The organism is Komagataeibacter saccharivorans (assembly GCF_004348195.1).
In the GTDB taxonomy this organism is placed as follows: domain Bacteria; phylum Pseudomonadota; class Alphaproteobacteria; order Acetobacterales; family Acetobacteraceae; genus Komagataeibacter; species Komagataeibacter saccharivorans.
The window spans coordinates 137,009-161,123 of the sequence record NZ_CP036404.1; the positions used below are offsets into that span (position 1 = coordinate 137,009).

General features: G+C 55.3%; 16 protein-coding genes and 2 pseudogenes. 14 read left to right on the forward strand and 4 right to left on the reverse strand.

Translation table 11 applies throughout. The annotated features are described in order from the left end of the window. Nucleotides 1–14 precede the first annotated feature (14 nt). On the reverse strand, nt 15–1,400 hold the full coding sequence (gene hydA, locus KSAC_RS00590; RefSeq protein ID WP_118963508.1) for a dihydropyrimidinase: 1,386 nt from the start codon (nt 1,398–1,400) through the stop codon (nt 15–17). Nucleotides 1,401–1,531: 131 nt separating this feature from the next. Here hydA and KSAC_RS00595 point away from each other — a divergent pair, with 131 nt between their 5' ends. After that, nucleotides 1,532–2,983, forward strand: a complete 1,452-nt coding sequence (locus KSAC_RS00595; RefSeq protein ID WP_132303546.1) for an NCS1 family nucleobase:cation symporter-1 — start codon at nt 1,532–1,534, stop codon at nt 2,981–2,983. A gap of 50 nt (nt 2,984–3,033) precedes the next feature. On the opposite strand, the gene KSAC_RS00600 is transcribed toward KSAC_RS00595, so the two are convergent. Next, on the reverse strand, nt 3,034–3,975 hold the full coding sequence (locus tag KSAC_RS00600; protein WP_132303548.1) for a nucleoside hydrolase: 942 nt from the start codon (nt 3,973–3,975) through the stop codon (nt 3,034–3,036). A gap of 676 nt (nt 3,976–4,651) precedes the next feature. Here KSAC_RS00600 and KSAC_RS00605 point away from each other — a divergent pair. The 9 genes and pseudogenes from KSAC_RS00605 (at nt 4,652) to KSAC_RS00645 (ending at nt 16,831) form a co-directional block, all read left to right on the forward strand. Next, nucleotides 4,652–6,772: a TonB-dependent receptor gene (locus tag KSAC_RS00605; RefSeq protein WP_102324084.1), complete on the forward strand. Its 2,121-nt coding sequence runs from the start codon at nt 4,652–4,654 to the stop codon at nt 6,770–6,772. A 472-nt stretch (nt 6,773–7,244) separates the two neighbouring features. Beyond that, a complete protein-coding gene (locus KSAC_RS00610) occupies nt 7,245–8,594 on the forward strand; it encodes an NAD(P)-dependent oxidoreductase (protein ID WP_132303550.1) in 1,350 nt (449 codons plus the stop codon). Between the two features lie 11 nt (nt 8,595–8,605). Continuing rightward, on the forward strand, nt 8,606–9,880 hold the full coding sequence (gene preA, locus KSAC_RS00615) for an NAD-dependent dihydropyrimidine dehydrogenase subunit PreA (protein ID WP_118963504.1): 1,275 nt from the start codon (nt 8,606–8,608) through the stop codon (nt 9,878–9,880). Between the two features lie 40 nt (nt 9,881–9,920). Beyond that, nucleotides 9,921–11,192 carry a Zn-dependent hydrolase gene (locus KSAC_RS00620; protein WP_132303552.1) on the forward strand — a complete coding sequence of 424 codons (1,272 nt, stop codon included), beginning with the start codon at nt 9,921–9,923 and terminating at the stop codon, nt 11,190–11,192. Between the two features lie 673 nt (nt 11,193–11,865). Then, nucleotides 11,866–13,101: a NupC/NupG family nucleoside CNT transporter gene (locus tag KSAC_RS00625; protein ID WP_132305998.1), complete on the forward strand. Its 1,236-nt coding sequence runs from the start codon at nt 11,866–11,868 to the stop codon at nt 13,099–13,101. Nucleotides 13,102–13,155: 54 nt separating this feature from the next. Further along, entirely contained in the window at nt 13,156–13,968 is an 813-nt protein-coding gene (locus tag KSAC_RS00630; protein ID WP_132303554.1) for an IS5 family transposase, read from the forward strand. A 57-nt stretch (nt 13,969–14,025) separates the two neighbouring features. Beyond that, nucleotides 14,026–14,744 (forward strand): annotated as a pseudogene (locus tag KSAC_RS00635) (IS5 family transposase); the annotation flags it as partial. Between the two features lie 339 nt (nt 14,745–15,083). Continuing rightward, entirely contained in the window at nt 15,084–16,004 is a 921-nt protein-coding gene (locus KSAC_RS00640) for a fructose bisphosphate aldolase (protein WP_132303556.1), read from the forward strand. Nucleotides 16,005–16,076: 72 nt separating this feature from the next. Beyond that, a protein-coding gene (locus KSAC_RS00645; protein ID WP_132303558.1) for an IS5 family transposase occupies nt 16,077–16,831 on the forward strand; the annotation gives its coding sequence in 2 pieces (ribosomal slippage) (nt 16,077–16,416 and nt 16,416–16,831; 756 coding nt in all). 667 nt (nt 16,832–17,498) lie between these two features. Here the strand turns inward: KSAC_RS00645 and KSAC_RS00650 are convergent. Beyond that, entirely contained in the window at nt 17,499–18,365 is an 867-nt protein-coding gene (locus tag KSAC_RS00650) for a LysR family transcriptional regulator (protein WP_132303560.1), read from the reverse strand. A 94-nt stretch (nt 18,366–18,459) separates the two neighbouring features. Here KSAC_RS00650 and KSAC_RS00655 point away from each other — a divergent pair, with 94 nt between their 5' ends. The 3 genes from KSAC_RS00655 (at nt 18,460) to KSAC_RS00670 (ending at nt 21,266) form a co-directional block, all read left to right on the forward strand. Next, on the forward strand, nt 18,460–19,473 hold the full coding sequence (locus tag KSAC_RS00655) for a DMT family transporter (RefSeq protein WP_132303562.1): 1,014 nt from the start codon (nt 18,460–18,462) through the stop codon (nt 19,471–19,473). Nucleotides 19,474–20,356: 883 nt separating this feature from the next. Then, a complete protein-coding gene (locus KSAC_RS00665; protein ID WP_132303564.1) occupies nt 20,357–20,635 on the forward strand; it encodes a hypothetical protein in 279 nt (92 codons plus the stop codon). A gap of 127 nt (nt 20,636–20,762) precedes the next feature. Continuing rightward, complete coding sequence (locus tag KSAC_RS00670; RefSeq protein ID WP_102324076.1) at nt 20,763–21,266, forward strand: YciE/YciF ferroxidase family protein; 504 nt, start codon at nt 20,763–20,765, stop codon at nt 21,264–21,266. Nucleotides 21,267–21,588: 322 nt separating this feature from the next. On the opposite strand, the pseudogene KSAC_RS00675 reads toward KSAC_RS00670, so the two are convergent. Further along, nucleotides 21,589–22,392: pseudogene (locus KSAC_RS00675) on the reverse strand (IS5 family transposase). 149 nt (nt 22,393–22,541) lie between these two features. Here KSAC_RS00675 and KSAC_RS00680 point away from each other — a divergent pair. Further along, complete coding sequence (locus KSAC_RS00680; protein WP_132303566.1) at nt 22,542–23,279, forward strand: DUF72 domain-containing protein; 738 nt, start codon at nt 22,542–22,544, stop codon at nt 23,277–23,279. Nucleotides 23,280–24,115 lie beyond the last annotated feature (836 nt).

Below are 24,115 nucleotides of genomic sequence, written 5' to 3' on the forward strand. Positions count from 1 at the left end.
ACCCGGTCGGAAGGTTAGCGGCGCGGCAGGGCAGGGCGTTCAATATAACGGCCCGCGCCGCGCGTGGCCCGGAGATCACCCTCATCCCATACAACGCGCCCCGCGCTGATGGTACGACGGGCGACGCCGGTTACGGTCATGCCCTCGTAAATATTGTAATCCACGTTCTGGTGGTGGGTGCGCGCAGAGATGGTGCGCGTACCCTGTGCATCCCATAGTACCAGGTCAGCATCCGCTCCCTCGACAATACAGCCCTTGCGCGGCAGCATATTGAAGATACGTGCCGTGTTGGTGGATGTAATGGCGACGAATTCCTGCGGGCTGAGTCGTCCAGTGGTGACACCATGATGCCAGAGAATACTCATCCGGTCTTCAATGCCGGGGGTGCCGTTGGGAATGTGGGTAAAATTGGTGCGGCCGTTTTCCTTCTGCCCCGCGCAGAAACAGCAGTGATCGGTCGCCGTGGTCTGTAGCTGTCCCGATGTCAGGCCCGCCCATAGCGCATGCTGATGGTGTCTGGGGCGAAAGGGCGGACTCATGACATAGCGCGCGGCGGTCAGCCAGTCAGGGCTGGAGTAGACGCTTTCATCAAATACCAGATGTTGCGGCAGCACTTCGCCATATACGCGCTGGCCACGCATGCGGGCATCGGCAATGGCGTGCGCAGCCTCGGCAGTGGAGACATGGACGATATAGACTGGCGCATCCAGAAGTCCCGCCAGGGCAATGACACGCTGGGCGGCTTCGCCTTCCACCGTTGGGGGGCGGGAGGCGGGATGGGCATCGGGACCGGTACGGCCTTCAGCCAGCAGCCTGGCCTGCATGTAGGCTACAGCATCGCCATTTTCCGCATGGACGGTGCATAGCGCACCCAGTTCTCCCGCACGGCGGATGGAATGCAGCAGTACATCATCATCCACCATCAGGGCATTTTTATAGGCCATGAAGTGCTTGAAGGAGTTGACCCCGCATTCATTCACCAGCGTGGCCATGTCCTGATGGACCTGATCATCCCAATGGGTGACCGCCACGTGGAATGAATAGTCGGCAGCCGCTTTTTCGGCCTTTATTCGCCATGCTTTCCATGCTTCCAGCAATGAACTGCCGGAATCGGGAATGACAAAGTCAATGATACTGGTCGTACCACCTGCCAGCCCGGCAGCCGTTCCGGTGTAGAAATCATCACTGGCGATTGATCCCATAAAGGGCATTTCCATGTGGGTGTGCGGATCAATGCCGCCCGGCATCACCAGCAGGCCATGGGCATCCACGATTTCACAACCGGTGGGCGTATCGATTTCCGGTGCGATGGTGGCGATACGCCCATTGTCGTCACACAGGATATCGGCCCTGAACGTTCGTTCGGCTGTGACAATCGTGCCGCCTTTTACATGAAGCATGATCGTCTTCCTTCTGATCTGGTATTGCGTGTTCGAAAGCGGGTTGTCATTCCATATCGGAACCGTATTGTTATTCTGACCTAATGGTCAAGATTATATCTTTGCCGCATACAGACCAAAAAGGAATTACCATGCTGGACAGCACGGATCGCATGGACAGCCATCTGGTGAACGAGGATCTCGCGCCCGTGCGGACCAGAAGCTGGGGATGGTTTGATTATGTCTCGCTATGGATGTCCAACGTGCACAGTGTGGGTGGCTATGTGACGGCAGGTAGCCTGTTTGCGGTCGGGTTGCCTGCAGGCGACGTGTTCATTGCCCTGGTGGCGGGCATCATGATCATACAGGTGGTCTGCAATATGGTCGCGCGGCCCAGTTTTGAATCCGGCACGCCCTATCCGGTCATGGCGCGCATGGCCTTTGGCGTGCGGGGGGCGGTGGTGCCTGCACTGGTGCGTGGCGTAATCGCGGTGGGGTGGTACGGTATCCAGACATGGCTGGCCTCGAACGCGGTGCTGATCCTGCTGCTACGGCAGTGGCCAGCACTCGCACCATGGGCTGACCTGCGGCAGCATGGAATGCTGGGCCTGTCCACGTTGGGGTGGGCAGCATTTCTGCTGTTATGGGGGATGCAGGCTGCGGTTTTCTGGCGCGGGATGGAAACGATCCGCCGCTTCATCGACTGGGCCGGTCCCGTGATCTATGTTGTCATGATCGCGCTGGATGGTTGGCTCCTGTGGAAAGCGGGGGGGCACATATCGCTGGATGTATTTGACGTCGTGCCGCAAAGTACCGGATGGCGAATACTGGGCATTGTCAACGCAATGGCGCTCATTGTGGCCTATTTTTCACCCATTGCGCTGAATTTTGGCGATTTCGCCCGCTACGGCATCAGCCTGCGTGATATCCGCCGTGGCAATTTCTGGGGGCTGCCGGTTAATTTTATCTGCTTTTCCGTGTTGACGCTGGTTACGATCGTACTGACGCGTCCGGTCTTTGGCCGCATCATTCTCGACCCGGTGGAAACCGTGTCCCAGATCGACAGCCCGACCGCCGTGGCCATAGGCGTATTGACCTTTGTCACCGCCACGGCGGGGATCAATATCGTGGCCAATTTCGTCTCGGCCGCATTCGATTTCTCCAATCTCGCGCCACACACCATCAACTGGCGCAGAGGCGGATTGATTGCAGCGGTCGGGGCGCTGGTGGTTACCCCGTGGAACCTGTATGCCCGGCCTGAACTGATTCATCTGACGCTGGACATTCTGGGCACGTTCATTGGCCCGCTGACGGGTGTGTTACTGGCGGATTACTACGGTGTGCGCAAAGGACGGATGGAAACCGCAGCCCTGTATATAGCCAGCCCGCAGGCCGCGTACTGGTATCGCAACGGTATCAACTTCACGGCAATGGCCAGCCTGCTGTTTTCTGTCCTGTGCGGACTGGGGCTGGTATTTGTTCCGGTTTTCGCGCCAGTACGCAACCTGTCATGGTTTGTCGGGTTTTCCTGCGCGATCGCAAGTTATCTTGCCCTGTTCCATATCAGGATTCGTGCAGTCGGTGAGAATCGGCAGACAAGATGAAAGACCTGCGGGCGGACGGGATGATCTGTCCGCCCGCAGGTCATATGGGCTCAGGGCAGGGTGGCCAGTCGCGTGGTCAGGAGTTCAAAGAAAGCGTCGGCCTTCACGTCACGTATGAACAGGGCATTGGGCTTGCGGTCTGTCACCTTCCACCAGTCCACAACCGTCATGCCTACCGACAGGCTGCTTTCCGTCTCGATACTGACATTGACGTGGCGACCGCCAAAAATGTCGGGCTTCAGTAGCCACGCAATGGTGCAGGGATCATGCAGGGGTGCACCTTTCCAGCCATATTTAGCCAGGTCGAAACGTTCGGAAAATGAAAGCATATCCACGGCCGCATCGGAACAGCGATTGCCATTTGCCCGTAGCGCTGCCAGCCGCTCAGGCAGGGTCAGGCACTGATGTGTGACATCCAGTGGTAGCACTACAAGCGGGATACCGGCGCTGAACACGATATCGGCGGCATGCGGGTCGGCATAGATATTGAATTCAGCCGCAGGCGTGATATTGCCCAGTTCCGACCATGCCCCGCCCATCAGCACCACCTCGCATATGCGTTCTGCAATATCCGGTGCAAGGGTCAGGGCAAGGGCCAGATCCGTAAGCGGCCCCAGCATGACAAGCGTCAGTTCGCCCGGTTCCGCGTTGCGGACAGCCTCGATCAGGTACACGACCCCGTTGCGCGTCTGAAGGGGCATGGCGGGTGGAACAGACAGGTCAATCCCATCCAGCCCCGTGGGGCCATGTACATGTTCAGCCGTGGTCTGGATGGTCTGTAAGGGACGTGGCGCGCCGCAGAAAACGGGAATATGGGGGAAACCAGCCATTTCCAGGATGCGGCGGGCATTTTCACCTGTCCGTGCCAGCGGCACATTTCCTGCGACGGCGATAACGGCCTGCACTTCTATTTCGGGTGAAGCCAGCGCCAGGAAAAGGGCGACCGCGTCGTCCTGGCCCGGGTCGGTATCAATGATGATTTTCCGTTTCAAAAGAATATCTCCCTCGTGATGGCGTCCAGACCGTTTCCTGCCGTGCAGGCGGGTCTGCAATGCGTAACCGGTTTTTAGGGACAGAAGCAGCGTCTGGTCTCATCTCACTTCACTGGACCATAGCGGACAGATTGGAAATCCGTTCTGCCGCACGTGGCGCTGCAATGGTTAAATCCCATGTAAGCAATTGGAAAAAACAGTTTTTTCCATGGCAGCTCATTCATGACAAAATGTGCCATTTCTGCAACGATCTTAAAAACCTGATCATATGGTTAGAATCTTATTGCGTTCTAGAAAAGATATATATTATCGTTTTTATATCCTTAGATATTCAGAAATACTTCGTCTTTTGTGTAAAATGAAAATAATAACAACGATATATAACATTAAAGACGATAAAGCCATATTTTATTTGTGTGCCGCCGCCGAGAGGTAAGAATAAATGAATCAGGTTTATTTACATTCGTTTGTCAGTGCAGTCGTGCTGACAGCGGTTTTCTCTGGTCATAATGCCCGTACCCAGACCGTGCAGCAGGCGGCGGTGCACAGACCCCCAAACCGTTCACCGACCCATGGCGTGTCCCACCACACGGCACCTGCGCATCAGATGGCTTCCAGCCAGCCGGAGACGCTGGCAGTGCATGTTTCGCGTCACGCTCGTGACGGAGGTGGCGGGATGATGAGGATTGAAACCGAACCTCATGCAGTGCAGAGCGTAGGCAAGCAGTATATCGACATGCGCAGCCCCACCTCCACCGGTCTGGACCTAATTCAGAACCTGCCCAGCGTAAGTATAGCCATGCCGGATACTTCAGGCATCAAGGGTGGTTCGATTTTTATCCGTGGCTTTACGGATGCTGATATGGGGCTGATGCTGGATGGTGCGCCTGCTTCGCTTGCGGCGTACCTGCAGCAGAATGTCGATTCAGAGAATATTGAAAGCGTTAATGTCACCCCCGGCAGTTCGCAGGTGGACATGCCGACTGCCAATGCCTCGGCCGGTGCGCTGGATGAACGCACAATCACACCTAGCGCCAAGCGTGGTGGGGCGATGGATTTTTCGTATGGCACCAATAATATGTCACGCGAATTCATTCGCCTGCAGTCAGGCTATATCGGGCATTCGGGTGTGCGCACCTATGCGTCCTTTTCCAACACACATTCACGGCAGTGGATGGGCGGCGGCATAAACCAGCGCGAACATGTGGATTTCGGGCTGCAGAAGGATTTCAATAACGGATCATACATCAAACTGTTCACCTCGTGGAACAACTCGATGTTTACCATCGATAATTACGCGACGGCGGCCCAGTTCTATAATTACAAACATACCGGCGAAGGCTTCAACCGGACAGCCAGTTGGAACCCGACGGCTGCGAATGCCGGAGATTACTGGAAAAGCAACCTGGATTCCTGGAACCAGTTTTTTGTCAGTGCTCCAGTGCATGTGGTCATAAACCGCAGGCTTGATTTGGATGTAACATCTTACCTCAGCACCGGTTTTGGCTGGGATGGATCGTCAGCGGGAACCGTTGGTACGACAGGCGCGTGCGCGAATGGGTGCAAATATGGCAATGGCACACCTGCGGCCAGCGGGCAGCAACTCAGCACCTATTACGCGCAGGGTTGGTCACCTGATGTCGGTGTCGTGGCCAAGCTGAGTTACAAGCTTGACCGCCATAACCGCCTGACCTTTGGTTACTGGTATGAAAACAACGCCGTATCCGAATTCTCGCCAACCATGGCGACCATGGCATCCGGGCGGAACCCCAAAACCGATAATGCCGAGCAGATGCTGTACAACATGCAGGGACAGAAACTGGTCAGCACGGACCATGCCGGTTATGAACTGAATTCGTTCTTCATTCAGGACAGCGCGAAATACCTGCATGACCGGCTGACGGTCAATGCCGGGTTCAAGTACGTCATGTCCAATTACTGGGATCGCTCAAGTGGTCTGCTGGGCAGCGGCACAAGGCTGGGGGAAAATACGACCGCCCCCCTGCCACATCTGGCGGTTGCTTACCGCTTCAACCAGCATCACCAGATTTACATGAACGCGGAAGGCGATTTCCGCCAGCCCCTGCCATCGGCGCTGCCCGCAGGTATGGCGACACTGCCCAAGGACCAGTATTCCATTACCGAACAGCTTGGCTATCGCTTTAACAACAAGTGGCTGATTGCTGACGTTTCGGTATTCAATTCCAACATTACCAACCGCCTGCTGTCCGTCTACCTGCCTACAACGCAGTACGCGACAGTCAATGCCGGGAATGAAACGGTGCGTGGTATTGATGCGATGATCGCCGGTCGCCAGTTCCATCATTTCAGCCCTTATGCATCGGTTGAATACCTGTATGGCCGGATGGATTCCAATATCGCCTATGGCAATTCCTACCTGCCGACCAAGGGCAAGCAGGCGATCGCCACGCCGCGCGTGATGGCGAATTTCGGGCTGACCTATGCCAATGAAGGCTTTTTTGGCAATTTCAGCCTGCACTATACCGGCCCGCAATCCGTTACCATGGTTGGTGATGAACGGATGCCGGGGTTCGTCACCGATACCCTGGCGCTCGGTTATCATTTTCACCCGATTTCGTTCATGAAAACGCCGACTTTTCGCCTGAACTTCACCAACCTGACCGGTTCCATCGTGCGTGTCGGCACGACGGGGGTGGCTTACAACATGCATGATGTCACCCTGCTTAATGGTCAGACCGCAGCAGGCGGTGGTGGGGCGAACTTCTATGTCATGCCACGTTTTTCCATGACGGGAACGATTTCGACCGATTTCTGAAAAAACGTCCTTATGATAGCCGGGATGTCCGGCAAGATGCTTCCTGATCCAGTTCTGCCGCACGATGCCTATCGTGCGGCAGGTTCCGTCTGGTTTGACCGAACCTGATACACCCGTCAGGGTAAGGCGCATCCGTCTGGTGTCGTGTTGTTCGTGCAGGAAGGCTGCCATGGCACTCTGGCTGCCTATGTCAAATCCCGGATTACATCCGCAGCACGCTACCTTCACAAGCCAGCCTGATATCAGCATGAACGGAATGACGGCTGCTTCAGTCTCCTGTTACATTCAGGGATGAAAGGCGGGATTTCATCTGCATACAAATAAATGCGTTCTTATATATCATTTCTTTGAAGATATGATCCGGGTCGATTTAGAATTGGTCAAAAAACCTGACCATATAGTCAGAAAAAACATTGCAGTCTGTTATTGAATGACCTTAAGGTAAATCCAACACACAGTTGTTGGAGCGATCATGCCGCAGGGTCCCGATATCGCGCCTGGACGTCTTTCAGATGTTGAACTGGCGCATAATTTTTCCGATGCACATCCGCCACTTACGCACGCCCAGGCCGTGGTCGAAGCCGAGCGCTGTTTCTACTGCTACGACGCCCCGTGCATAGAAGCCTGTCCTACGGGTATTGATATTCCCCGCTTCATCCGCGCCATTGCCACGGACAACATGGCGGGTTCGGCCCGGACCATCCTTGAATCCAACATTCTGGGTGGCTCCTGCGCACGGGTATGCCCGACCGAGATACTGTGCGAGCAGAAATGCGTGCATAACACGCGTGAGGAAGGCCAGCCCATCCGCATCGGCATGCTCCAGCGTCATGCTACCGACTGGCAGATGGAGCATGGCGGCCAGCCCTTTGCCCGCGCACCGGAAACCGGCCATCGTATCGCCGTTGTCGGTGCGGGACCTGCCGGCCTTGCCTGCGCGCACCGGCTGGCCATGCATGGGCATGATGTGGTGATCCATGACCGTCATGCGTTGCCTGGTGGCCTGAATGAATATGGTGTCGCCGCTTACAAACTTGCGGATGAGTTTGCCCAGCGCGAGGTGGACTTCCTGCTCTCCATTGGTGGCATCTCCTTTGAGGGTGGCAGGACGCTGGGCCGTGACATGACGGTCGCCAGCCTGCGGCGTGCCTATGACGCGGTATTTCTTGCCGTGGGCCTTGCAGGGGTAAGGTCGCTCGGGATCGAGGGGGAAGACCTTGATGGCGTGATGGATGCGGTTGACTTCATTGAAGGGCTGCGTTCAAGCAGCAAGCAGACCGTACCGGTCGGTCGCCGCGTCGTGGTGATCGGTGGGGGCAATACGGCGGTGGATGCGGCCGTGCAGGCCCGCAGGCTTGGGGCGCAGGATGTGACCCTGGTTTATCGTCGTGGCGCGGAGAATATGTCGGCTACGACTGTGGAGCGTGAATGGGCGCAGACGAATGGCGTCACCGTCAGGCTATGGGCGTCTCCCGTCCGGCTCGTGGCGCATGATGGCGCACTGGCTGGCGTCGCATTCGCACGGGGTGGCCTCGGGCCGGATGGCCGGCCCGCCTACGATCCCGACGATACGTTCGTGGTGGAGGCGGACATGGTGCTCAAGGCCGTGGGGCAGACCTTCCTGCCCGACCCGCTGGAGGGGGACAGTATCGCCATTTCTGACGGGCGCATCATGGTTGATGAGACAGGGCAGACCACCATGCAGGGTGTGTACGCAGGTGGCGACTGCACGCCGGGCGAGGACCTGACGGTTGCCGCCGTGCGCGACGGGCGCAACGCGGCGGAAGCAATTCATGCGGCCTGGATGGCGGCAGGCAAGTAAGGAAACGGGACATGGCTGATCTACGTACGAATTTTGCTGGTATCCGCTCGCCCAACCCGTTCTGGCTTGCGTCCGCGCCGCCGACGGACAAGGAGTACAATGTCCGTCGCGCGTTCGAAGCCGGATGGGGCGGGGTGGTATGGAAGACGCTGGGGGAAGATCCGCCAGTGGTCAATGTCAGTTCACGCTACGGGTCGCTGAACTACAACGGCACCCGCATGATCGGGCTGAACAATATCGAACTGATTTCCGACCGCCCGCTGGCCACGAACATTGCCGAAATCAAGTCGGTCAAGCGCGATTATCCCGACCGCGCCGTTGTGGTCAGCCTGATGGTGCCCTGCGTGGAAGAGAGCTGGAAGGCGATCCTGCCCATCGTGGAGGAAACTGGCGCGGACGGCATCGAACTCAACTTCGGCTGCCCCCATGGCATGTCCGAACGGAACATGGGGGCAGCCGTAGGGCAGGTGCCCGAATATGTGGAAATGGTCACGCGCTGGTGCAAGCAGAACACCCGCATGCCCGTTATCGTCAAACTGACCCCCAACATCACCAATATCCTCATGCCCGCGCGTGCAGCCATGGCCGGTGGTGCGGATGCGGTCTCGCTGATCAACACCATCCAGTCCGTCATTGGCGTTGACCTGGACCAGATGGCGCCCATGCCGGTCGTTGGGGGGCAGGGCACGCATGGCGGGTATTGCGGACCTGCCGTCAAGCCCATAGCACTCCGTATGATCGGTGATATCGCACGTGACCCCGAACTGGGCGCCCTGCCCATTTCAGGTATTGGTGGGATCAGTTCATGGCGGGATGCTGCTGAATTCCTTGCCATGGGTGCCAGCACACTGCAGGTCTGTACGGCGGCCATGCATTACGGCTTCCGTATCGTCGAGGACATGAAGGACGGCTTGTCCGCATGGATGGACCAGAAGGGTTACGCCACGATTGATGACGTGACCGGTCGCGCGATTGAACGCTTCGTGCCGTGGAACCGGCTGAACATGAAGTTCAAGACCATCGCGAAAATTGATCAGGACGCCTGCGTCAAATGTGGTCTGTGTCATATTGCGTGCGAGGATACTTCCCATCAGGCCATCGCCCGGACCCGGGTGGACGGGGAACGCCATTACGAAGTGATTGATGAGGAATGCGTGGGTTGCAACCTGTGTGCGCATGTCTGCCCCATTGATGATTGCATTACCATGCAGCCACAGCCGGTAGAGGGTGTGCTGACATGGCCCGAACACCCCAACAACCCGGCGCGTGTGGCCATAGATTCGTAACAGGTCCACAAGGATGCAGTCCGACGAGGAAGGGAGCTTTATGATACAGCATACAAACGCGACACATGGCAGCAATCTTGGCATCGACGCGCAGGCCCTGTGGTCTGACCTCATGCAGACCGCGCGGTTTGGCGGCACGCCCAAGGGTGGTATCCGCCGTCTGACGCTTACGGCGGAAGATAAACTGGTGCGCGACTGGTTCGTGCAGACCTGTGAGGAGTTGGGGTGCACGGTTACGCATGATTCCATGGGTAACCAGTTTGCCCGCCGGGCTGGTCAGGATAACAGCCTGCCGCCTATTACCATCGGCAGCCATCTCGATACGCAGCCCACTGGCGGTAAGTTTGACGGAATTCTGGGTGTGCTGGGCGGGCTTGCCGTACTGCGCGCGCTGCATCGCGCGGGGTATGTTACCCGGCACCCGATCGAACTGATCAACTGGACAAATGAGGAAGGTTCCCGCTTCACCCCGCCCATGATGTGTTCGGGCGTCTTTACCGGCGTGTTTACCGAACAGGAAGTGCTGGACAAGCGTGACCGGGCCGGGCTGCGTTTTGGTGACGAACTGGAGGCCATCGGCTACCGTGGCAGCGAACCGTGCGGTCAGCATCCCGTCACAGCCTATTTTGAGCTGCATATCGAACAGGGACCGATTCTGGAAGCTGAAGGCAAGACCATCGGCATCGTAACAGGCGTACAGGGCGCGCGTTGGTATGAGGTGACAGTAAGGGGCAAGGATGCCCATGCCGGTTCCACCCCCATGCCCATGCGTCATGATGCACTGCTTGCCGCCGCGCGCATGATCGAGGCAGTCAGCACGGTTGCCGTTTCCCATGCGCCCAGTGCCGTCGGTACCGTGGGGCTGATCGAAAATCGTCCTAATAGCAACAACGTGGTGCCGGGTGAGGTCTTTTTCACCATCGACATGCGCGACCCTGATGATGCAGTTGTGGCGCAGATGGAGGAGGAACTGTACAGCCTGCTCCCCGAAATCGCGCAGCGCAGTGGCGTTACACTGGAAATCGTGCGGATATGGGATGCCCCGGCAGTCCATTTCGATCCTGCCTGCGTTGATATGGTTGAGACCGCGGCTGCAGACAGCGGGTACGGGGCCCGACGCATTGTCTCTGGTCCTGGTCACGATGCTGCTTATATGGCACGGATTACGCCCACGGCGATGATTTTTGTCCCCTGCGCCGACGGTCTGAGCCATAATGAAGCCGAAAGCATTACCGAACAGGATGCGGAGGCAGGTGCCGGTATCCTGCTTAAAACCGTTCTCAAAGCGGATACGGTCTTCAACGCCAGATAGTAACCTTCACGCCAGTTGTCTTAATAACGTGCGGGACCGATGACTGTCGGTCCCCGCCTCTGGCGTCCGTTGTGTGCTGATGGGTTCGGTAATGGGATATGATGTTTGCAGGAAATCCGTGCTACTTCTGAAGTATAAGGCGAAGAACAGTCACTGGTAGCCCCCGTATCTGATCCTGTTGCGCAAGGATGCAGAACAACGGCATTATGCATTGGGCGAACGATCCTGTAAATTGCGGTACGCGACCTGCTACGGAATTGTCTGGCGTCTCATGTCCAAATGACCTTTCGGTATGGTCTGCGCTCTTGTTGCTGATGGACGCATGCTGCTTTGAAGCATTGGTGTGTAATCAGCGTAATATGTTGCGCATTGTCTCTGGGCACTGGGGGTACCCACAACAGCCATCCTCGACTGGCAGACATTTCTTGCATTACAAATGGTAACCGCAGAAGCATCGATCTATAACAGGCTACAGTCCAGATTATATTATCTGAATAATTTCTTTTAACCTGACAGCCAGTCACGGAATTACACTCCAGTTGGCGGCTGCATATGCGGTTTGTTGCCGTACGGGATCGAGCGACGCTTGACGGTATCCGATGTGATGTTACGATAACATAACTTAATGGTCAGGAAATTCCAATTTCCGGTTCTGCTGGCTGAAAGTTCGCTCATGCACGTCCGTGGCTTCATTGGCATCATATTCCTGATGTGTATTGGTCTGGTGTTTTCCACAGACCGCAAGCAGATCAGCCTGCGCATTATCGGGGCCTGTCTGCTGTTGCAGGCCGGTATCGGGGTGCTTGTATTGCGTCTACCTGCCGGGCAGGCTGTTCTGCGGGCGATATCGGACATAGTCACACAGATCCTGTCCTATGGGGGGGAGGGGGCAGGCTTCCTGTTCGGTGCGCTTGTCGGGCCGAAGATGCATGAGATCTTTCCTGATGGGTCTTATATTTTTGCGTTTCAAGTATTGCCTTCCCTTGTCTATGTCAGTGCACTGATTGCCATTCTCTATCACTTCGGTATTATGCAGGGTGTCGCTCGACTGCTTGGTCGGGGGCTGCAGTGGCTGGCGGGTACCTCGCCCGTTGAATCTTTTGGCGCTATCATCACGATCTTTGTGGGTCAGAGTGAATTACCGGTTGCCTTGGGGCCTTATCTCACTTCCATGAGCGAGAGCGAACTGGCGAGTACAATGTGCAGTGGCACGGCATCAATTTCCGGGGCGACACTGATCGGTTATTTCGGGCTGGGTATACCAGCCAGTTACCTTGTGGCCGCGTCTTTCATGGCTATTCCCGGCGGCCTGATGTTTGCCAAGATTCTGGAACCCCGTGCATCTGGCGCGCCAGTCAGTTCGATCAATGCGGGACAGGCCGCCTATCATCGCGCGTTTTTTGAAGCGCTGATGGAAGGTGCGCAGAAAGGTGCCCAGACCGCAGTGGCTGTAGCTGCCATGCTGGTTGCCTGTATCGGACTGATTGCGCTGGTCAACGGCGTATTGCAGGGTATCGGGGGGCATATCGGTTTGTCCATGCTGTCGCTGGAATATCTGATGGGCTTAATTTTTGCGCCCATTGCTTGGATGCTAGGCGTTCCCGCGGGCGAATGCGATGCTGTTGGTTCCGTACTTGGTCTGAAAGTCGTACTGAATGAATTTGTAGCCTATTTTCATCTGGGGCCGGATATACAGGCAGGCCGCCTGTCAAAACGGGCAGCGGCCATTGCCTCTTTTGCTCTATGTGGATTTGCCAATCTGAGTTCGCTCGGTCTGCTCGTCGCTGCCTTTGGTAGTCAGTGTTCTGACCGGCGTGAGGAAATCGCCCGAAAAAGCGCGCGTGCTGTGCTGGGCGGCTTGCTATCCAATCTGATGAGTGCTGCTATAGCAGGTATTATTATGCCCTGATCGTATCTAGAGGGTGTTATGTACTTTTTTGTGTAATTGTTGCAGAATATGTGGATGAATACTGCTCGCAAACCGTATCCGTCTGATATCAGTGACGAAGAGTGGTCTCTGATTGTTTCCTATCTCCTTCTGATGAAAGAGGATGCAGAGCAGCGACATCATGATCTGAGAGAGTTGTTCAACGGCCTGCGGTATGTGATCCGTTACGGTATAGCATGGCGCGCGATGCCGAACGATCTGCCACCGTGGACTGCGGTTTATCAGCAATCCCGGCGCTGGATGGACGCAGGATGTTTCGAGGTTGTCGTCCACGATCTCCGGGCCGTGCTGCGTCTGGCTGCAGGAAAGCAGGCCGAGCCGACAACGGCGATTATCGACAGCCGGACACTGCGCTCAACCCCTGAGAGTGGTTCACGCGCCGGGTATGATGGCGCGAAAAGAAAAAAGGGATCGAAGCTGCACATGGCGGTCGACACCCTAGGGCATCTTCTGGCCCTGCACGTCACCCCGGCAGACAGAGATGATCGGGCAGAAGTCGCTCCGCTCGCGCAAGCCATTCAGCAGGCAACAGACGGTAGCGTTGAACTGGCATGGGCTGATCAGGGCTATACCGGATCAAAACCGGCGAAAGCTGCCAGAGAGCAGGATATCACCCTCGAAATCGTCAGGCTGCCTCAGGCAAAGCGGGGTTTTGTGCTGCTGCCCCGACGATGGATCGTGGAGAGATCGTTCGCATGGGCGACACGGTGTAGAAGGCTCGTAAAAGACTACGAGCGCTGCGCCTCAACCCTCGCCGCAATGCACATCATCGCCTTCGCTGGCTTCATGCTCAGAAATGCCGCTCAACTGCTCGCCCAAAGTACATAACACCCTCTAGAGGGTGTTATGTACTTTCGTACCTGATTGGTGCAATAATGAGGACTGATGCCTGCACGTAAACCGTGTCCCTCTGACGTATCAGATGAAGAATGGCCTCTGGTTGTCCTGTGTCTGGTCCGGATGCGCGGGGGTGCGGAACAGCGGCGCCGTGATCTGCGCGAACTGTTCAATGGATTGCGTTATGTGATCCGCTACGGAATTGCCTAGCGCGCCATGCCGAATGACCTGCCACCGTGGTCGGCAGTCTACCAGCAGTCCCGTCGCTGGATGGAGGCAGGCTACTTCGAAGTGCTGGTGTCCGATCTGCGTGCCGTGCTGCGTATCGCCTCTGGTCGCAGGGCTGAGCCAACGACAGCCATCCTCGACAGTCGGACGTTACGTTCGACGCCGGAAAGCGGTCCCCGCGCCGGATACGATGGGGCCAAACGCAAAAAGGGATCAAGGCTGCACATGGATGGCCGTGGACACACTGGGGCACCTGCTGGCCCTGCATGTCACACCAGCCAGTCGTCGGGATGACCACGCTGAGGTGGGACGCCTTGCCGCCGCCATTCAGGATACGACGGACGAGCGCGTTGAACTGGCCTATGTCGATCAGGCCATACGCCGGCGAGAAACCTGCCGGGGCAGCACGGGCCCATGATATCGCCCTTGAGGTTATCAAATTGCCGACGGCTAAACGCGGCTTTGTCCTGCTGCCGCGTCGATGGGTCGTAGAACGATCTTTCGTATGGGCCACGCGATGCCGCAGACGCGTCAAGGAGTAAGAGCGTTAAGCTTCAAGGCCCGCAAGTCTCCATGCCATTGCGTTTTATGCTCAGAAACGCCGCTACAGTCGCTCAAGGTGCATAACACCCTCTAGCCAACTGCCTGCGTGTGAGACCCAAGAATATAATACGAACCGATTGGCATTGCTCTGCGATCAAGCCCTGCTGGCGTTGGGGCAGGCATGTCATTGGCTCGGAATTTTTATCGTTGTTTTAATTGATAGGTATCATAATATGTGATGATCAAATAGTTAAAAAATTGTGAATGATTGTGTATCATGTTTAAAATCTGGTTCGATGGTATATAAATATTAAAAACGGTAGGGAGAACTAATCATGTCGATTGCGCAGATGCATAAACAGATGTCCGAAAGTGCCGGATTCATTGCAGCCCTTGATCAGAGTGGAGGATCCACGCCGGGTGCGCTCAGGCATTATGGCATACCGGACAGCGCCTACAGCAACGACGCAGAGATGTTCACCCTTATGCATGAGATGCGTGTCAGGGTGATCACCGCACCGGCATTTACAGGAAAAAAGGTGATTGCGGCCATTCTGTTCGAGCAGACGATGAATGGACTGGTAAAAGATACGCCTGTTCCCACATTCCTGTGGCAGGACAGAGGCGTTGTTCCCTTCCTGAAGGTAGACAAAGGACTGCAGCCTGAAACCGGTGGCGTCCAGCTGATGAAACCCATCCCGAATCTTGATGCCCTGCTGGATGAAGCGGTAAGCAAAGGTGTTTACGGCACGAAGGCGCGCTCGGTCATTCGTCTGCCTGAACCGGAGGGGGTGGCAGCGATTGTAAGGCAGCAGTTTGAACTTGCACACCGTATTGCTGATCGGGGGCTTGTGCCTATTCTGGAACCGGAAGTCCTGATCAAGAGTCCGGATAAGGCCGGGGCCGAAGCCCTGCTACATGATGGGCTGAAGCGTGAGCTTGAGGAACTTCCGGGCGATTATCAGGTCATGCTTAAGGTTACAATTCCTGAAAAATCCGATCTTTATCTTGATCTGGTCCAGCACCCGCGGGTGCAACGTGTCGTGGCACTTTCCGGCGGCTATCCGCGGGATGAAGCATGTCGTCGGTTATCGACGAACCACGGCATGATTGCCAGTTTCTCCCGTGCGCTGGTGGAGGATCTGCGCTATAGCATGACTGATGTCGCGTTCGATGCGGCACTTGAGAAGTCTATTGATCAGATATACAAGGCTTCTACCCAGAAAAGCTACGGCGTGTCGTCAGTTAAGCTCTGAATATGGCATGTGAGGGTTGTACTTTGTGTCTGCGTGTGCTGACTGTTTTCCCGTTTTGAGGGAGACAGATAGATGCGGCGCTATAGTTTACGCGATGACCAGTGGGAGCGGATAAAGGATCTTCTTCCCGGTCGAGAAGGCTATGTCGGCGGCACTGCGGTGGACAACCGTCTGTTCGTGGAGGCGGTGCTGTATCGCTATCGCGCGGGTATTCCATGGCGCGACCTTCCTGCCCGTTTCGGGGACTGGAAAAACGTGCACCGGCGTCTGCGCCGCTGGTGTGAAAGCGGCGTCATCGAACGGATATTTCGTTATCTGGCCGCTGATCACGACAACGAATACATGATGATCGACAGCACAATTGTCCGGGTGCATCAGCATAGTGCCGGAGCTCTCAAAAAAGGGGCACGGATCAGGCCATCGGACGATCACGAGGCGGGTTGACTACAAAGATCCATGCCATCTGGGACGCTCTGGGTAATCCGGTGGAACTCGGCCTCACACCGGGACAGGATGCCGATATCACCCAGGCGGAACCACTTCTGGAAAACATCGACCCAGATGCTTTCCTTGCTGACAAGGCGTATGACGCGGACAGGTTGATCGATCGGCTGATACAGCGCGAGATTATCCCGGTCATCCCGCCAAAACGCAACAGAACGACACGACGGAAAACCGATTTTTCTCTCTACCGCGAACGGAACCTTGTTGAGTGGTTCTTCAATAAACTCAAGCAGTTTCGCGCTATCGCAACCCGCTACGATAAACTGAAATCGACCTTCCTCGCTGCCGTGCAGTTCGCCTCAATCATCATCCTGCTTAACTGACGACACGCCGTAGGGTTACTTCTCTTTACGGTATAATTTTAATGTGATTCCAGTCCTCTATAGAGGATTGGAATGAGCAGACTGCTTATACCCAGATGAAAATTCTGTAGCCATAAACGCCCTGTGCGCGGCGTTTATGGCAGGTGAAAGCATTAGTGAGATCGTTTATGCGATCCGCAATGGCTTATAGTGGAAAGATCCGCCAGAAGATCGGATCGTACAAAACCCGTTATAACAGGTTTATCTTCTGGCGGGGGGGGGGCGTGATGTATTCGGGAAAGTCTTCACGACTCTAACGTTACATACCGACGTTCGGATTACCTCATGATCGACAGTCCAAATCTCAAGGTGCCCCATGCTGCGGCCTGAATTCGAATTCTTGATGGATGCCTCACTATCTTAATTTCGAATGGCAGGGCGGATGCACGATTGACGTGGTGCCCGTTTCCGCGACGCTGCTGCTATGCACGAGATTTTCGCCTGCATTCTATCAATCAAAATCGAACAGACCATCTCAATAACCGCCATCTTGTGCGCAGTGCTACAGAGTCGGGAAACTTAAGGCCTATGCGGTATCGAAACGCATCATGACTGATGCGCGCCGTAAAGAATTCTGACTCCAAGGGCTATGTGGGGACGCCAATTAACTCTATGCGCAGATTATCGCTCAACAAGCTAACCTGTAACGAAAACAATTTTCACGAATGGCTCGGGCCATCTCGATAGTCGCAGGGGAGGCAGTCTGTCCGGAAAAATGGAGTGTAATGGAAAAAGACGCCAGTTCGGGAAGTCCCGCATCAGTCAGGATAATAAGATCTGACGGAACGGTCGAGACAAGCCAGGCACTGACTGCCATATCGGCCCGAACTGCTGTGAGCGTTGCTTCATTGCTTCCGGTCTCAAAACTACTGCGCCAGGGTAGACCGCTTTTTTCCAGCGCCTCAAAAACGACAGATCGGAAAACGCATACGCGCTCCACCATGGAAACCGGCAAAGGGCGTTGTCGGCAGGCGCGGCCTCCTTTTGCCCCGACCCATACCAACCTGTCTACGGCAAGCGTTTCGCCTGTCTCACTTCCCCTGCGCTCTTCTATTACGGCAAGATCGAGTTCCCCGCTTTCGATTGCAGCTTTCAGATCGGACGAGGATGCGCAAACGAGGGAAAGTTCGACCTGCGGATGATTTTCCGCGAATGCCTTGAGGGCCGGGGCTACGCTCGTACCGATCAGATCGGCAGGGACACCCAGACGCAACCGGCCACGGATGGTCGTGCCGACAATCTCGCGCCAGATCTCATCATTCAGTGCCAGCATGCTGCGCGCCCTGCCGAGCAGGCGTTCACCTAACGACGTCAGTAACAACCCGCCACGCGACCGCTCGAACAGGGCACTTCCCAACTGGTCCTCCAGTCGCCTGACATGCTGACTGACCGCGCCCTGTGTCAGGTTCAGCGCGTTTGCGGCGGCTGTCATGCTGTTACGATCCGCCACCATAACAAAAGTGCGGATCACGACCAGATCGAGCATATGCATCATGAACTGTAATGCCTTCGTAAACAAATCATCGTTTTTCTAATGGATATTCAAATCGTAACGTTAGGTCCATTAGAAAAAGGAAGGATGGGTAGGCATGTCATCATCTGTATTGCAAAGCTCGGAAGAGCCTGGCCTCCCGCTTAATACTCCAGCAGATCCCGCAAGACATGCACCCCCGCCCATATCCCCCTGGACGGGACGCCCGGCTGCAGAACTTGCACTGGCGATGATCCTCTCCGGCACGATCGGCGTGTTCGTGGTCCAGAGCGGGCTCGATCCGGTTGATGTCGTATTCTGGCGCTGTGTCTTTGGCAGCGTGTTCATGGGAGGATGGTGCCTGATCCGGGGTATGTTCCACGAACTGACCTGGCGTGGCAGCCTGTTGGGCGTCCTGTGTGGCGTATTCATCGTAATCAGTTGGATCGGCCTATTTACCGCCTATCGGCTGATCTCGATTGCCACCGCCACCGTCGTCTATCACATCCAGCCATTTTTTGTAGTCCTTAGTGGTGCTGTATTCCTGCACGAACGCATCACACGTAATCAGTGCGTCTGGATGCTGGCAGCGTTTGCCGGTGTCGCAATGGCAAGTGGTGTCTCCGCATCCCATATCTCGTTCGGTTCTTCGTGGATTCTCGGGATGCTGGTGACGCTTGGCTCCGCAATGCTCTATGCTCTGACCACCTTAATCACGAAACATATGCATGGGCAGCGACCGCAGATCACGGTCTTCTGGCAGACCTTGACTGGCATCGTGATGCTTGCGCCCTTCGCCGGTCATGCGCACCTGCCTCCGGATGCTGCATGGGGATGGCTGATCGGGATTGGCGTTATCCATACCGGCCTCTGTTTTGTACTGATGTATGCCGCGTATCCACGTCTGACGATGCCAACAATCGGGTCGTTGACGTTCATCTATCCGCTTGTGGCGATCCTGTGCGACCGACTGGTTTATGGACACAGGCTGACTCCGTTACAACTTTGCGGCGCAGTGCTGATTGCAGTCTCAACTCTGGGGGCACGATTGGGCTGGCGGATTCCTTTGCGGCGTCAGGGAGGGAAAAAGGCACCTCATGTCGTAAGATGTTCCGTCTGGCGGGATCGGTGAAGGCAAGCGGAAGATTTTGCCTCGCAAAATTGCGTACACTGCCCCAGTGGACGGATATGGCAACACGCCCCTGTAAAACCAGTGGTGGCATGATACGTGGCAGGGGTGAGCCGATCCGACCTGCTTCAATTCCATCATGCGCGATAAGGATGATTATGACACCGGCAAGACGGGCTGTTGGTGCCACCTTGCCGTAGATAAGGGTAGACACTTGTTGAGGGGCAATCCATCGGACAATGCAGACGCCCTGATAATCCTGAATGCCAGCAGCATTTGTTCGCCGATGACACCGATGATCGGCTCAAGCTCATGGACAAGGCGGCTTATCTCGCCTTCGTCCTTGAGATTATCCGTCGCCATGGAGACCAATTTCATGCGCAGAAACGCTCAACCGTATTTCCAAAACAGGTTCTCAGCCCTCACCATCACGGAGATACCCTCCGTACCGGGCGTTGACCGAACGAAACATATGATGATTTTATCAATGAATATTTATCTGTTCTGGTAAATTTTCTTTCGGGAATGATGCTGTGGACGGTCCGGTTGCTCCCACAGGGACAGCTTGAGGGAACAGACTTGCATTTCGTCAATCGATCCCGACGCCCGGTTCAGTGATTTTCTTTCGGTCACCTCAGGAAAGGGCCGGGATATCCATCTGTATTGTAATAAATTTTACGTAAATATCAAAACTGATTGTAAGTATTATTCAGCAAAACCACTCTGTCATAGAAATATAAAAAATTTCGACACGATTCCGTCACGTTTTTTATTTTATAAAATGTTATATTTTTCTCTGAACCCATGAAACCTCGCCCGTGCCCGATGGTTTGTCATGCGTCGGTCCAGTGAGAGGCCGCCGCATATCACCAAAAGGAATGGAACAATGGCAAATCAGGGCGGAAGCCATGAACAGCACGTCAAGGCTGGCGAGCAAAGCCACAAGAATGCTGGCACCTCGCAGGGCGAAAAGAATGAAGGAGGACACGGCTCTGGTACCCGTGGCGGCACGCATGAACAGCATGTCAAAGCTGGCGAGCAGAGCCACAAGAACACCGGCTCTTCGCAGGGTGGAAAAAGCGACGACGAACATGGCTCTGGTACCCGTGGTGGCACGCATGAGCAGCATGTCAAAGCAGGCCAGCAGAGCCATAAGAATACCTGATATCATACCGGATGCCAGTGGTATCGGTGCTACCGTTTCTATCCCTGAAAACTGAACAGGCCACCCAGTCTACCGCCTGTCACATGGTGGTCAGGCGGTAGGTGCGCTTTGAAAATGGAGAAAATCAATGGGCTTGTTTTCAAAACCGATAAAGACCCTTGACGATCTGTTTGTGCATACGTTGCAGGATATCTATTACGCCGAAAACCAGATCGTCAAAAACCTCCCGACCATGGCAGAAGAAGCCACGGACCCACAACTGAAGGCCGCGTTCCAGCATCACCTGACGGAAACGGAAGGGCAGGTGCGCAGGCTGGAGCAGGTATTCCAGATGCATGATCAGCCCGTCAAAGGCGTGACCTGTCAGGCCATGGATGGCATTCTGGCCGAGGCGAAGGAAATTATCAGCGACTGCGATGACCCCGAAGTACGTGACGCAGCCATGCTCTCGGCCGCACAGGCCGTCGAGCATTATGAAATAACCCGCTACGGAAGCCTTATCGCGTATGCCCGACAGCTTGGCCGACCCGACTGTGCCAGCCTTCTGCAGCAGACGCTTGAGGAAGAAAAGGCAGCCGACCAGAAGCTGACGCGTATTGCCGGGGCGGGTGTGAACCAGCATGCTGCCTGAGGCTTCGGAATTCTTCCCGACAGGTGGGACGGCATCTCATCAGGGCAGGAAAGCCCCATGATCATGACCGGGTCATACGCGGAAGGAATAGAGGCGCTGGGGCCCCACCCCAGTCGCCTCATGTGATATGCGTCCGGAAAATCAATCCCTTTAAAGTAAAGTCAATCAAGCAGGATACGGCAGACGAAACGCTGTTGATGTATAGAAAAGCAGTTCATTAACATCCTGAAGAAACAGGGATACGGATTGCACTGATTTGACTGGCGCGTAATTTGTTCAGCGATCAGGCTGCGAGATCAAGCCTGTTATGTTTGTACAAAAGTCACGTTTGGGTTAAGCTTCTGTTAGAGTCCTTTTTGGAAATTCGCTGATGAGCGTTTCGGCGTAACAGGAGGTTTCTCTTGGCGATGTGGATCATGGCCTTTGCCACGTCGATACGCTGCTCATAATCCTTCACCGGTTGGCGCCGACGGATCATCCAGCCGAATGTCCGGTCAACGACCCATCGACGCGGCAGGATTTCAAACTCCTTTGCTGTGTCGGACTGGCGGATGATCTCGACCGTGAAGTCGAGAAAGGCGGCCCTGTCCATCAACTGCAGGCGATCATAGGCCCCGTCTGCAAACAGATGCTTCAGCGTTTGCGGATGGCATCCAGGATCATCTGGCGTCCCGCGCTATCCGAAATATCGGGCGGTGCCAGCCTGACCAGAAGCAGGCGGCCATCCGTATCGACGGCAATATGCTGATTAAAACCAACGATCTTCTTGCCAGCGGCATAATCACGTTCCTTTGTATGGAATGCCTGGACGCCATGCACCCAGATGGACTGGCCTCGCGTCCCGCGGCTTCAGGCAGGCATCATGGATGGTTTGGAACAGGAAACGACGCATCAGTCTGCGGAACCGCCAATAGACGGTCTGCCACGGACCAAAATGGGCCGGCAACATTTCCCAGCTATCCCCTGAACGGACAGGATAGCGCAGCGCGTTTATGATCTCGCGAAAATCGGTCGCCAACTTCCAGCCGTGCCGGTTCGCGGGGGGCAGCAGGGGGAGCTATGTACTCCCATTCCTCATCGGTCAGATCAGAGGGATAGTGTTTTTCCTGCGCGTCATGCTGGCCATACGGCCCTGTTGTGCTGGCGTTTACATCCTGCGTATGAATCACGTTCAAACCTTCTTGAAAACCTATCACGTCAATTTTCAAAAAGGATTCTTGGGCCGAGGTTGCAAAGTGTACGTTCATCGGTAGCCCGTTACGAAAGAAGTTGCCCATGTCTATCCGCATTGGCGTCGCTGGTTGGTCGATTCCTTCTTCGATGGCGGAACAGTTCCCATCTGCCGGAACGCACCTGCAACGCTACGGTAAGCGGTTTTCCTGTGTCGAAATCAATAGCAGCTTCTACCGGCCACATCGCCGCACGACATATGAGCGCTGGGCAGCAAGCGTGCCACCTTCTTTTCACTTCGCCCTTAAGCTCCCCAGAGCAATTACGCATGATCGTCGCCTCGTCGATTGTCAGATTCTCATTGAAAAATTCGCCAAGGAAACGAGCGGCCTGGGCGACAGACGAGGCCCTATCCTGGTGCAGCTTCCTCCGAGTTTTTCCTATCGCGGTGACATCGTGGAACATTTTCTTCAAGAGTTGAAAAGCCTGATTGCCGGGCCGATTGTTCTGGAGCCCAGGCATGCGAGTTGGTTTGTCCCAGAGGTCGACCATATGCTGGAGAGGCAGCAGGTCTCACGGGTCGCTGTGGATCCAGCCAAACCAATATCTGTGGCAGCATACCCCGGAGGATGGCGGGGTCTTGCGTATTTCCGCCTTCATGGCTCGCCACGCATTTATGAATCTACCTATGGTAAAGAGACCATTGCAGCGCAGGCAAAAACGGTTGCATCTCTTGCAGCACAGGGCGTCGAAGTCTGGACAATCTATGATAATACAACCTTCGGTGCCGCTACACAGAATGCACTCGATCTGGCTGAATCTCTGGACCAAAGCAAAAGCTGAACAGTTCAACGCTCATCCGTCATTTTCATCAATCAGGCTATACACCCAAACAAAAAACGAGCCTGCTGATATCGTGGGGTTTCACAAACCGAAAGCGGGGGCGGGGACAGGATTTGTTCCCAAATTGCTACAATGGCAGAATGTGTTTTGGGCGGAGCAAAATAGATGGTTCCTGCAGTGCTGGCATTGCCCGGCGGGTTAGTCGCAGCATACGATCAGGAATGGCCTGTCGTATTGTTGGCAGCCTGGGCTGTGGAGGTAGGCCACTGGCTCTTTTCTTCCGTCCTGCCATCATGAGGCATCGGTACCAGAGAAAGACATAAGGCCATCCATGGATAACAGGGCATGCCCGTGCAGACACCCTCCAAGTAATAGAGAACCGGTTGCTCTTTGAGTTACTGATACGCCTGTTCGCAGCGGCCAGTAGCGTAGCCTGAGGGACGTGTCGGCAGGTCGATTGGAAAGGTAGTATTTCGGCTCTCCGGTTCCGCGATGTCAGTTGACCCTGCGCTATCCCGCAGTTTTCAGTATCTTATGGGTAGGAACAGATTGCTGCTCCGGTAATGGATGGGATGCGGGATGGTTTGCGTTTTCTGATTGGAAATACCATTTCCACATTAACTGGATAGACTTCCTGATTACGCGGAATCCCGTGTCCAGCGCGGGTTCTGCGCATTCTTGTGGTCACTGGAGGCGATCAAACCTGCAATGTAATCCGTAATTATCGCTCACTGCACTTTATGATCCAGTGCAACCAGAAATGATCCAGGCCATACTTCTCTATCTGATCGTCAGTCATTGTTCGTTGTCAGTTCCCGCTACAGCAGGTCATCCAT

Excerpts from the sequence above, each read along its gene's own strand:
- KSAC_RS00620 (WP_132303552.1), top strand. The coding sequence starts at position 9,921 with ATGATACAGCATACAAACGCGACACATGGCAGCAATCTTGGCATCGAC.
- KSAC_RS00650 (WP_132303560.1), bottom strand. The coding sequence starts at position 18,365 with ATGATGCATATGCTCGATCTGGTCGTGATCCGCACTTTTGTTATGGTG.
- KSAC_RS00640 (WP_132303556.1), top strand. The coding sequence starts at position 15,084 with ATGTCGATTGCGCAGATGCATAAACAGATGTCCGAAAGTGCCGGATTC.
- KSAC_RS00625 (WP_132305998.1), top strand. The coding sequence starts at position 11,866 with ATGCACGTCCGTGGCTTCATTGGCATCATATTCCTGATGTGTATTGGT.
- KSAC_RS00665 (WP_132303564.1), top strand. The coding sequence starts at position 20,357 with ATGGCAAATCAGGGCGGAAGCCATGAACAGCACGTCAAGGCTGGCGAG.
- KSAC_RS00680 (WP_132303566.1), top strand. The coding sequence starts at position 22,542 with ATGTCTATCCGCATTGGCGTCGCTGGTTGGTCGATTCCTTCTTCGATG.
- KSAC_RS00605 (WP_102324084.1), top strand. The coding sequence starts at position 4,652 with ATGATGAGGATTGAAACCGAACCTCATGCAGTGCAGAGCGTAGGCAAG.
- KSAC_RS00670 (WP_102324076.1), top strand. The coding sequence starts at position 20,763 with ATGGGCTTGTTTTCAAAACCGATAAAGACCCTTGACGATCTGTTTGTG.
- KSAC_RS00595 (WP_132303546.1), top strand. The coding sequence starts at position 1,532 with ATGCTGGACAGCACGGATCGCATGGACAGCCATCTGGTGAACGAGGAT.
- preA (WP_118963504.1), top strand. The coding sequence starts at position 8,606 with ATGGCTGATCTACGTACGAATTTTGCTGGTATCCGCTCGCCCAACCCG.
- hydA (WP_118963508.1), bottom strand. The coding sequence starts at position 1,400 with ATGCTTCATGTAAAAGGCGGCACGATTGTCACAGCCGAACGAACGTTC.
- KSAC_RS00630 (WP_132303554.1), top strand. The coding sequence starts at position 13,156 with ATGAATACTGCTCGCAAACCGTATCCGTCTGATATCAGTGACGAAGAG.
- KSAC_RS00610 (WP_132303550.1), top strand. The coding sequence starts at position 7,245 with ATGCCGCAGGGTCCCGATATCGCGCCTGGACGTCTTTCAGATGTTGAA.
- KSAC_RS00655 (WP_132303562.1), top strand. The coding sequence starts at position 18,460 with ATGTCATCATCTGTATTGCAAAGCTCGGAAGAGCCTGGCCTCCCGCTT.